At 65.5% G+C, this 10,687-nt stretch carries 8 protein-coding genes; 6 read left to right on the forward strand and 2 right to left on the reverse strand.

All coding sequences use genetic code 11. From position 1 onward, the window contains the following. Window positions 1-10: 10 nt before the first annotated feature. The 3 genes from gatB to tpiA are packed head-to-tail and all read left to right on the forward strand — an operon-like array spanning window position 11 to window position 3,719. Entirely contained in the window at window positions 11-1,486 is a 1,476-nt protein-coding gene (gatB, locus tag R2834_08805; protein MEZ4700416.1) for an Asp-tRNA(Asn)/Glu-tRNA(Gln) amidotransferase subunit GatB, read from the forward strand. A gap of 50 nt (window positions 1,487-1,536) precedes the next feature. Beyond that, on the forward strand, window positions 1,537-2,913 hold the full coding sequence (locus R2834_08810; protein ID MEZ4700417.1) for a TlpA disulfide reductase family protein: 1,377 nt from the start codon (window positions 1,537-1,539) through the stop codon (window positions 2,911-2,913). A 38-nt stretch (window positions 2,914-2,951) separates the two neighbouring features. Beyond that, the gene (tpiA, locus tag R2834_08815) at window positions 2,952-3,719 is read left to right on the forward strand and encodes a triose-phosphate isomerase (GenBank protein MEZ4700418.1); all 768 of its coding nucleotides are present in this window, start codon (window positions 2,952-2,954) and stop codon (window positions 3,717-3,719) included. A 22-nt stretch (window positions 3,720-3,741) separates the two neighbouring features. On the opposite strand, the gene R2834_08820 is transcribed toward tpiA, so the two are convergent. Both R2834_08820 and R2834_08825 read right to left on the reverse strand, forming a co-directional pair. Beyond that, entirely contained in the window at window positions 3,742-4,041 is a 300-nt protein-coding gene (locus R2834_08820; protein ID MEZ4700419.1) for an FmdB family zinc ribbon protein, read from the reverse strand. 86 nt (window positions 4,042-4,127) lie between these two features. Next, window positions 4,128-7,037 carry a glycoside hydrolase family 3 N-terminal domain-containing protein gene (locus R2834_08825; GenBank protein MEZ4700420.1) on the reverse strand — a complete coding sequence of 970 codons (2,910 nt, stop codon included), beginning with the start codon at window positions 7,035-7,037 and terminating at the stop codon, window positions 4,128-4,130. A 294-nt stretch (window positions 7,038-7,331) separates the two neighbouring features. Here R2834_08825 and R2834_08830 point away from each other — a divergent pair, with 294 nt between their 5' ends. The 3 genes from R2834_08830 to R2834_08840 all read left to right on the forward strand — a co-directional run. Then, window positions 7,332-7,886: a pyridoxamine 5'-phosphate oxidase family protein gene (locus tag R2834_08830; protein ID MEZ4700421.1), complete on the forward strand. Its 555-nt coding sequence runs from the start codon at window positions 7,332-7,334 to the stop codon at window positions 7,884-7,886. A gap of 21 nt (window positions 7,887-7,907) precedes the next feature. Next, complete coding sequence (locus tag R2834_08835) at window positions 7,908-9,281, forward strand: MFS transporter (GenBank protein MEZ4700422.1); 1,374 nt, start codon at window positions 7,908-7,910, stop codon at window positions 9,279-9,281. 61 nt (window positions 9,282-9,342) lie between these two features. Next, a partial coding sequence (locus tag R2834_08840; protein MEZ4700423.1) for a M20/M25/M40 family metallo-hydrolase occupies window positions 9,343-10,687 on the forward strand: 1,345 nt, incomplete at its 3' end.

The raw sequence follows: 10,687 nt of genomic DNA on the forward strand, positions 1-10,687 counted from the left end.
AAGATAACGCATGCGACACGAAAAGTACGAGGCCGTAATCGGTCTGGAAGTTCACTGTCAGCTGTCGACCGACTCCAAGGCGTTCAGCCCGGAGTCCGCGGCCTTCGGCGCGGAGCCGAACCAGCATGTCGATCCGGTGAGTCTGGGGCATCCGGGCACGTTGCCGGTGCTGAACGACCGTGTGGTGCCGTACAGCGTTCGCATGGGCCTGGCCACTCACTGTGCCATCGCGCCGCGTTCCGAACTCGCTCGGAAACACTACTTTTATCCCGACCTCCCCAAAGGGTACCAGATTTCGCAGTACGATACGCCGATCTGCGCTAACGGGCACCTCGATCTGGTGGATCCGGATCAGCCCGACGCGCCGGCGCGCCGCATCGGCATCACCCGGATCCATATCGAAGAGGATGCCGGAAAATCCGTGCACGACCTGGATGTCGTGGATACGCTGCTCGACTACAACCGCTGCGGCGTGCCCCTCATCGAAATCGTGTCCGAGCCGGACATCCGCACGCCGCGGGAAGCCTTTCTTTATCTCCAGAAGATCCGGCAGATCGTTCGTTATCTCGGGATTTGCGACGGCAACATGGAAGAAGGCTCGCTCCGCTGCGACGCCAACGTATCGGTCCGCCTCCGGGGCGAAACGGCCCTGGGTACGAAGACCGAAATCAAAAACATGAACTCGTTCCGGAATGTCGAACGCGCCATCGAGTATGAGATCGGCCGGCAGATCGACGTCCTGGAATCGGGTGGATCGATCCGTCAGGAGACGCTGCTCTGGGATGCCGGCAGCCTGGAAACGCGGTCGATGCGCTCCAAGGAGTTCGCGCACGACTACCGCTATTTCCCCGATCCCGATCTGGTCCCCATCGTCGTGGATGCCGAGCGGCTGGCCGAACTCGCCGCCTCGCTCCCCGAACTTCCGGAGGCCCGGCGGGCGCGGTACGTCGAACAGCTGGGCCTGCCGCTCTACGATGCGGAGGTGCTCACGGAAGAACGCGCCGTGGCCGACTATTTCGAGGACGTCCTGGCTGCGCTGGCGCCCGCCGGCGATGCCGGCGCCAAGACCGCCTCGAACTTCGTGATGACGCAGGTGCTGCGCGCGCTCAACGAGTGGGGCATCGAAATGGCGGCGTTTCCGATCGAGCCGGCGCGTCTCGCGGGCCTCATCCGGCTGCGGTTGGACGACCGGATCAATTCCTCGGCGGCCCAGGAGGTGTTCGACGCGATGCTGGCGTCGCCTGAAGACGCCCCGGCCATCGCGGCGGCCCGCAACCTCCTGCAGGTGTCCGACGCCGGCGCGCTGCTGCCGATCGTGATCGAGGTGCTCGACGCCAATCCGAAGGAGCTGGCGGCCTATATGGGCGGAAAGGAAGGCCTGATCGGTTTTTTTGTCGGGCAGGTCATGCGCCGCTTCCCCGGTTCGCCGGACCCGAAAGTCGTGCGCGCGGTCATCGCAGAACAGGTTGCGGCCCGGAACGTATAGGAGCATCCCACCACGTGTCTCGATCGAACATGAAGTCCCCAGAAAACCCCATGCGCTGTAGAGGAACGGTTGCGCTCCTCACTATTGTCGCCATCGTCCTTGCCGGCTGCGGAGATCGCGGCGGCGCTCGGACCGGGGCCTCGGCGGTCCGGAGCCATTTCGACGGCAAGATCATGCTGAGCGCCGCCGTGGACAGCACGCAAGACTACCGCGGATTCGAGGTGCTGATCGCCGACGGCATGCCGGGGACCTGGGACACGCTGGCCTATGCGGTCACCGGCCCGGATGGCCAGGTGACCCTGGATGTCGGCGCCCCGAGGGCGGACATCTTCACGCTCCAGATCAGCCGCGACGGCTCACCCCTCGTGCGCGACGAGATCGTCATCGCCGACGGCGACTCGGCGACCGCCTCCATCACATTTCCGCTCGGCAGCCGGCCCATCCTGATCCGCTCCAGGGAAAACGCGGTGTTGATGGGGTTCAAAAATACCCTGGCCACCCACGCCATGGCGATCCAGGAGTTGCAACAAGCCGGCGAAACCGACCCCGTACGTTATACCAACCGGATCCTGCAAAGCGCTGAGGTGCTGTGGACCCTCGGCGAGGGCAATCCCGGCACGATCGCCGGCGAGCTGGCCTCCTCGCAATCCATTCTGCTGCTCCAGGATGTCGACGACTCGCTGCTCGTGGCGCGGGCGCGGACGATCGATCAGGAAAATCCGAATTTCCAGGCCGTCGTGGAGTCGGCGCGGCGCGCCGAGATGCAGATGAACGGGTCCGAAGCCGCCGTCACCCTCATGAAGTCGTTTCTCGATCGCGTCACCGAGCCCGGGCCGCGCGTGGCCGTCATGACCGAGCTGGTCATCGCCTACCGGGATAACTTGCAGGTGGACGACGCCGTGGCGCTGGCGGAGCAGGTCAAGACCGAGTTTCAAGACAGCACGGTGGGCGCCTGGGCCGACCGCGCCCTGTACGATCTCCAGAAACTGATGCCCGGCATGCCGGCGCCCGATTTCCGCGCGGTCACGATCACCGGAGACACGGTGTCGCTGGCCAGCTTCAGGGGGCGGCCGCTGCTGATCGAGTTTTATGCTCCGGGGCAGGCCTTTGCCCGCGAACTCGGGGCGCGCAACGCCTTTTATCGCGCCGACGTGGAGGGTGCCGACCGGTTCGAGATCCTGTCCTTTTCCCTCCAGCCGGATCAGGACCTCAACGCGGCGTTTTTCGAAGATCGCGACATCCCCGGCGTGCACGTCTTCCTGACGGACGGCGGCGCGGCTCCGGTCGTCGCGGCGTACAACATCAATCTCCTTCCAACCCGGTTTCTGATCGACGCCGAAGGCAAGATCGTCGGAAAGTATGTGCGCGACAATGCGGTGCAGGCTTTCCAGGATGCGCTGAGCGTATCGATGCGTCGACCGAGCTGACCGTTTCCTTCACACCACCAAAACGAATCCATCCGCCTATGTTTATCGCCGGCAACTGGAAAATGAACACCGATGTCAGCAGCGCCGGCGCGCTGGCGGCATCGATCTGCGATCGGGTAGCCGCGGGCACGCGCACGCGCGTCGCCGTATGCCCGCCGTATGTGAGTCTGGAGTCGGTCGGGCGCACGCTCGATCAGAAGGCCTCGCCGGTGAAGCTGGGCGCGCAGGACATGCATTTCGAGGATAACGGCGCGTTTACGGGCGCCATCTCGGCCTCGATGCTCGCCTCGGTCGGCTGCACCTATGTCATCCTGGGTCACTCGGAGCGCCGTCAGTTCTTCGGCGAAACCGACGAGACGGTGAACCGCAAGGTGTTGAAGGCGATGGGCGCGGGCCTGATCCCAATCGTGTGTATCGGCGAGACGCTGGAAGAGCGCGAGGCGGGCGAGGTGGAGGAAGTCGTGGGCAGGCAGGTCCGCGCCGGTCTCGCCGGCGTATCCGTCGACAGCGCGGATCGGCTGGTGCTGGCGTACGAACCGGTATGGGCCATCGGCACCGGCCGCACGGCATCGCCGGAGCAGGCCCAGGATGTCCACGCCTTTATTCGGGGGCTGCTGATCAACCAGTTCGGCGAGGCCACGGGCCGCGCCATCCACATCCTCTACGGCGGCAGCATGAAGCCGTCCAACGCGGAAGAACTGCTGGGCCAGAAAGACGTGGATGGCGGCCTGATCGGCGGCGCCAGTCTGAAAGCCGACGACTTCTACGGCATCATCGCGGCCGCTGAGGCCGTGGGACGCAAGTAGTCCGGTACCCGGTCAGGGGCCGTCAGTCGCTCGAGGCGGGCGACGAGGCGCTGCTGGCCGGCTTATTTTCGGTCGAAGAACTCGACGCATCGGAAGCGCCGGTCGTGGAGGAGGAGGCGCTCTTCTTCCCGCCGGCGTTTCCGCTTCGGGCGTAGTCCGTAAGGTAAAAACCGCTCCCCTTGAACACGAGTCCGCCGGCGCCCCGGATGATCCGTTTTACGGGCTGGCCGGTTTCCGGGCAGGTTGTAAGAGGAGCTTCCGTAATCCGCTGATCGATCTCGAAGATCGTCCCGTCTTCACGTTTGTACGTATACGTTGGCATACCGTGCAACCTGGTTTACTGCTGCGATTCACTATGACGCATGAACCCGGAGAACGCGGGTGAGGTTTCACGGCGGCCTCGGCGGTCTATTCGTGCGTGATGGTCGGGATGATCGGTTGCGGTGGGCCCGTCATCGCGCGGTACGCGATGTCCGCGAGATCGGCCCGGACCCTGGCGTGTTTGGTGTTTTCACGGGTAGGATAGACGCGATTCGCCAGTAGGATGACGAACAGCCTGGCATCCGGGTCGATCCAGATCGAGGTGCCCGTAAAGCCGGTATGCCCGAAACTACGTGGACCGAAGAGGGTGCCGGCGGATGAATATCCCGTGGGGCTCCGCGTGTCCCAGCCGAGGGCGCGGCTGTGGTGCTCGGGGTCGACGGCCGTGGTGAAGAGGCGGATCGTTTCGGGCTTGAGGAACGGCGCGCCGTTGACCTCGCCCTCGTTCATCATCATGAACGCGAACCGGGACAGGTCCTCGGCCGAGGAAAACAGGCCGGCATGGCCGGCGGTGCCGCCGAGGATATAGGCCGTCTCATCGTGCACTTCCCCCTGCACGAGACGCTTCCGGAAGGTGTTGTCGATCTCGGTCGGCACGATGGTCAGGTCGCGCCCGACGCCGCTGGGCCGGAAGCCGGTATGCGTCATGCCGAGCGGCAGGAGCACCGTCCGCTGCACGTACGCCCCGAACTCTTCCCCCGTGATCCGCTCGATGACGAGGGCGAGCGTGATCATGTTGAAGTCGCTGTACCGCATCTCCGACCCGATCGGGTACACGGGCGTTTCGTGCATGATGTCGTCGATCACGCCGGCGCGCGTGAGGATGCCCATCTCGTGGAACGGGCGGAACGGGATCAGCCCGCTCGTGTGCGTCAACAAATGCCGGATCGTGATGCCCGACTTGCCGTTGTTTCCAAACTGGGGCAGGTACCGGGTGACCGGGGCGTCGAGGTCGAGCTTGCCCTGCTCGTAGAGTTTCATGGCCGCCGTCGTCGTCACGATGACCTTGGTGACGGAGGCGAGATCGAACAGCGAGGCGGGCGTGACCGGCTGATCCGAGTCGTACGTGAAGTAGCCGTAGCCCTCGAGCTTGACCAGCTCCTGATCGCGCCCGATCGCGACGGCGGCGCCGGGGAAGGCGTGGTCGGCGATGGCGGCGCGGATCAGCGAATCCACCGACGCGATCGTCGGGCCGGACATCCCCACTTCTTCGGGAAACGCCGTGCGCGGCGCGATCTGACGGGTTTCGAGGCCATACCCGTAGGGGTAGAGGCCCGGGATTGTGATCGGGAGCTTGCCCGTGAAGGCGGACTGGCCGAACAGGGCCTGGAGCGTCGTCTTCTGGGAAGCCTCGCTATGGCTGTAGGCCGCCACATAAACCTGGGGCTGGGCGTTCAGCGCCTGGATCAGATACGGCGAGCCGAAGGCGACGAGCACGACGGGCACCCGTCGAGCGATCAGCGCATTGAGGAAACGCTGGTAGGCGGGGAAAAGCTGGATCCGGTTGCTGCCGGAGCGGACCGGAAGAAACGCCGGCACCAGCACCACGTCGGCCAGACTCGCCACGTACAGGGCTTCGTTCAGCTCGGCCTCGGAGGCGCGGCGATCGAGTGCCCGCTCGAAGATCCGGCTGCCGACGGCGAGCTGCTTGAGCTGCTTGCGAAACGGCTCGCCGGGGTCGGGTTCGTCGGTGTCGTTGAGCGAGATCGTCGCGATCGTCGCCGGCGGCCGCGCGAACGGCACGAACTGGTTTTGATTCCGGATCAGCGTGAGTGAGGCGCGGGCGATGGTTTCGGCGAGCGTGGTGTGCTCTTGCGAGGCGACGACGCGGCGGGCCTCCACCGGATCGGCCATGCGCTCGCGGTGCAATCCGAGCCATTCCTTCGATTGGAGGATGCGGAGTACCGACTGGTCGATCCGCTCTTCCGTGAGCCGGCCTTCCTCGACCGCCTTGATGATCGCGGCCCGGGCCGCGTATTCGTCCTGCGAGAGCACGAGGATGTCGATGCCGGCCTCGATGGCGCGGACGGCGGCCTCGCCGGTCCCGAAATGCTTCGTGATGCTGGTCATCCGCATGGCGTCCGACACGATGAGGCCCTTGAACCCCATGTCTTCGCGCAGCAGCGAGGTGACGATGCCCGAAGCGAGGGTCGCCGGCACGCGCGGGTCGGGCTCGAGCTGCGGAAGCGCCAGGTGCCCCATCATGATGCTCATGATGCCGGCGTCGCGGACCCCGCGGAACGGAACCAGCTCCACGGAGTCGAGCCGGGCCCGGTCGAACGGGAGCACGGGGAGGTCGGAATGCGAATCGGTGGCGGTGTCGCCGTGGCCGGGAAAATGTTTGGCCGTCGCGATAACCTTGGCGTCCTGGATGCCGAACGTGAACGCCTTCACCATGTCCGACACCAGCTCCGGCCGCTCGCCGAAGGAACGGACGTTGATGACGGGGTTCGAAGCGTTGTTGTTGATGTCGGCGACGGGCGCGTACACCTGATCGATGCCCAGGGCGCGGGCCTCCCGGGCCGTCGCATAGCCTGCCGCGTAGGCGAGGTTGGGGTTACGCGTGGCGCCGAGCGCCATGGCGCTCGGGAAGTTGGTCGTCCGGGTCAGGCGCATGCCGGCGCCCGACTCCATATCCTGCGACATCAGGAGCGGCAGCGGCGCGTGGGATTGCAACTCGTTCGCCAGCAACAGCTGCGAAAGCGGATCCCCCTGAAAAAAGAGGATGCCGCCGACCTGAAAGCGTTCCACCAGATCGACGAGCCGCTTGTAGGCCGGGTCGTCGGCGCTCGTGTACACGCCGTAGGCGTACGAGGCGAACAGCTGCGAGACCTTCTGCTCGAGGGTGAGGCGGTTGAGCGTTGAGCGGGCCCACGCGCCCGTGCCCTCGAGGTACTCCTCGTAATGGTCCTTGTCGGACGGAGCGCCGCCGGTCCCCGTCCCGTTGAACTGCAGCGCCATCCACGCCGGCACCGCAACAACGCATGTAACGATCACGGCCGCGGTCACTCGATCCAGCAATGAGCTTTCTCTCATTCGGAATTGCGTTTCGCGATGATTGGGGGGGCCGCCAGGGCCCGACAGGTGCGACACGGGGAACGTGGTTGTACGGGATGTGGACGATGCGGCGCCCGGTCTCTGTCTGTCCTGCGCCTGCCCGCAGACTCGTCGGGGTCTCATACGATACGAATCGCGAAGCAAAAAGAGTGCGCCATTTGGGCCGAGTGGAACTAGAGACCACGAATTCTGTGTATTGATCCCTTCAACACGCCAACCTGAGTGTGCGGATCGATGGCCACGTTTTATGATACGCTTACGGACGAGCATCAGGCGTTTATCGCCGGCCAGCCCATCTTTTTCACCGGCTCGGCGCCGGCCGAAGGCCGTATCAACGTCTCCCCGAAAGGGATGGATACATTCCGGGTGCTGGACAGCCGGACGGTCGCCTATCTCGACCTCACCGGCAGCGGAAACGAGACGGCCTCGCACCTCGAAGAGAATGGGCGGCTCACGATCATGTTCTGCAGCTTCTCTCGCGCGCCGCTGATCATGCGGCTGTACGGCACCGGCGAGGTCGCCCGCAAGGGGACCGACCGATGGCGCGAACTGGCTCCTCATTTCGCACCGCATCCCGGCGCCCGCCAGATCGTCGTGATGCAGGTTGATTCCGTGCAGACGTCGTGCGGCTTCGCCGTGCCGATCATGGACCTCGTGAAGGAGCGCGAGACGCTCCAGAAATGGGCCGCCGGCCAGAGCGAAGACGATCTGCTGGCCTATCGCGAAAAAAAGAATACACGGAGTATCGACGGAGTCCCGATAGCCAGCTGGCTTCCGGAATCGAAGTAGGGGGTCGCCGTGGGGGAGGCTATGACGGAAGCGCGGAAAACGATACCCATCCTGCTGCTCGGCGTCCTGATCGCCGCGCTGGACATCGCGATCCTGGGGCCGGCCCTGCGCGCCATCGGGGCGTCGTTCGGGCTCGACGAGCGGGGTGTGGCGTGGGTGTTTATCGTGTTTTCCCTGTTCAACCAGCTCGGTAATCCGCTCATGAGCGGGTTGTCGGATACCTACGGACGCCGGCTCGCCTTCACGTGGTGTATCGCGCTGTTTTGCGCCGGCACCCTCGTCGTCGTCTTTTCCCCGGACTTTCCGACCATGCTGATCGGGCGCGCCCTCCAGGGCAGCGGCGTCTCCGGCATCGTGCCGATCACGGGCGCCGTCATCGGCGATCTCTTTCCCGCCGAGCGGCGCGGGCGCATGCTCGGCGTGGTGGGGGCCGTCTTCGGACTCGCCTTCATTATCGGGCCTATCGTGAGCGGCATCATGCTCAAGTGGCTCGCGTGGCGCTGGTTGTTCGTCATCACGCTGCCGATGGCGCTGTATGTAGGCATCGCCGGCGTCCGCCGCCTCCCGAACGAACGCCGCGCGTCCGCGGGCCGGCTGGACTGGCCCGGTGTGGTCGCGCTCGGATTGGCGATGGCCTCCCTCACGTACGCGATCAACCAGATCGACGCCGAACACACGCTGCGCAGCCTGGGCTCGGCCCATGTCGGGCCCTTTCTGCTCGCGGCGATCGTCCTGATGGCGCTGTTTGTGCAGATCGAGCGGCGGGGAGCGCACCCGTTTCTGCGGCTGCAACTGTTTCGCTCGCGGCAGGTGGTGATCGCCTGCCTCGTCGCCGTCGGTTCGGGTGCGACGGAGGCGGTCTTTGTCTTTTTGCCCAGCTTTGCCGTCGTGCTCTACGGGGTAGCCGATCGGACGGCCTCGTTCATGCTGCTGCCCCTCGTGGGCGCGCTGGCGATCGGGTCGCCGCTCGGCGGCCGGCTCATCGATCGGATCGGCTCCCGCACCATCGTGCTCGCCGGCACCGCGCTCACGGCGCTGGGGCTCGCGGTTATGGGGTGGGCGCAGGGAGACCGGCTGGTATTCTACGCCGGCGAAGTGCTGATCGGCTTCGGTCTGGCGGCGCTGCTCGGGTCGGCGCTGAGTTATATCCTGCTCAACGAGGCGATGGCGACGGAGCGGACGGTGGCGCAGGGCATGGTCCGCCTCTTTAAAGCCGCCGGCCGGCTCACCGGGGGCGCCTTGATCGGGGCCGTAGCGGCGTCGTCCGGGGGTGGTGCGGAAGGATACACCCAGTCGTTTGCTGTTATTGCATTCTGGATGGGCGCCATGCACCTGCTCGCCTACGGATTGCAGCGGGTGGGGGACGAGCGCGCGCTGTTCGAGCGGATGAACTGACGCTCGCACCCGCCGACTGGATTGCGTATCTTTGAGGGTTACGAATTCATCCTGCCTTGTTATGCTTCGATCCGTCCTGCTCAACCTGTGCGTGACCGCCGCGCTCGCCGGCTTCATGCCCCTTTCCGGGTGCCAGGAGGATCCGGTGCCCCCCGCGGCGGCTACCCCGCCGCCGACGTCGCCGCCGGCCGTCTCGGACGAAGCAACCGAGACGATGGAGCGGCTTCGGCGCCATCCGGCCATGCAGGAAGCCTTTCAGACGGTCCTCGACATCGAGCCGCGCACGCTCGCGGATCACATCACGTTGACGGAGATCCCGGCGCCCCCGTTCGGTGAGGGGCCGCGCGCCGAGGTCTTCGCCGGCATGCTCGCCGCGTCCGGCGCCGATTCGGTCTGGATCGACCCGGTCGGCAACGTGATCGCCCGGATCGACGGCCGGGAGCGCGCGCGAACCATCGCCTTTGGCGCCCATCTCGATACGGTGTTTCCCGCCGGCACCGACGTACGGGTACGCATGCAGGGCGACACCCTCTACGCCCCGGGCATCGGTGACGACACCCGGGGGCTGGCCGTGCTCCTGGCGATGATGCGCACCGTCGAAGCCCGGCAGCTCGCATTCGAGGACGATGTGCTGCTCATCGGGACAGTGGGCGAGGAGGGACTCGGCGACCTGCGCGGCGTCCGGCATCTGTTCGGCCCCGAAGGGCTAGCGATCCACGAATTCATCGCCATCGACGGCGGCCGGCTGGGCAACGTGATCAACCAGGCCCTGGGGTCCAATCGCTATCGCGTGACGGTGGAAGGCCAGGGCGGTCATAGCTGGGGCGCCTTCGGGAATGCGAATCCGCAGCATGCCCTGGCGTCGATCGTGCATTTTTTTGTAGAGAAGGCCGATCCCTTCACGGCGAACGGTCCGAAGACCTCCTACAACATCGGCCGGGTCGAGGGCGGCACATCCGTCAACGCCATCCCCGAGAAGGCCTGGATGGAGGTTGACATGCGGTCGGTGAATCCGGACCGCCTGGCGGGCATCGATGTGTTGCTGCAGCAGTCGATCGAGGAAGGACTCACCCATCAAAACAGCCTGAAGCGGCGGGGCGAAGCCCTGACGGTGAACGTCGAATCGATCGGCAAGCGACCGTCCGGCGAGACGTCGGCCGATCATCCGCTCGTGCAGCGGGCGCTGGCCGGCGCGCGGTCGCTGGGAGGCGACGCCAATCTATCCATCTCATCCACCGATGCCAACATCCCCATCTCGCTCGGCATACCGGCCATCACGATCGGTCGGGGCGGCGAAGGCGGCAACGCGCACGCCCTCAACGAGTGGTGGATCAACCGGGAGGGGCACCTCGGCATTCAGTGGGCGCTGTTGCTGATGGCCTCCCAGGCGCACCTCGTGACGGACG

It is taken from the genome of Rhodothermales bacterium (assembly GCA_041391505.1).
Classification (GTDB): Bacteria; Bacteroidota; Rhodothermia; order Rhodothermales; family JAHQVL01; genus JAWKNW01.

What these genes read in the sequence shown, in the direction of transcription:
- gatB (MEZ4700416.1), top strand. Translation starts at nt 11, where the DNA reads ATGCGACACGAAAAGTACGAGGCCGTAATCGGTCTGGAAGTTCACTGT.
- R2834_08810 (MEZ4700417.1), top strand. Translation starts at nt 1,537, where the DNA reads ATGCGCTGTAGAGGAACGGTTGCGCTCCTCACTATTGTCGCCATCGTC.
- tpiA (MEZ4700418.1), top strand. Translation starts at nt 2,952, where the DNA reads ATGTTTATCGCCGGCAACTGGAAAATGAACACCGATGTCAGCAGCGCC.
- R2834_08820 (MEZ4700419.1), bottom strand. Translation starts at nt 4,041, where the DNA reads ATGCCAACGTATACGTACAAACGTGAAGACGGGACGATCTTCGAGATC.
- R2834_08830 (MEZ4700421.1), top strand. Translation starts at nt 7,332, where the DNA reads ATGGCCACGTTTTATGATACGCTTACGGACGAGCATCAGGCGTTTATC.
- R2834_08835 (MEZ4700422.1), top strand. Translation starts at nt 7,908, where the DNA reads ATGACGGAAGCGCGGAAAACGATACCCATCCTGCTGCTCGGCGTCCTG.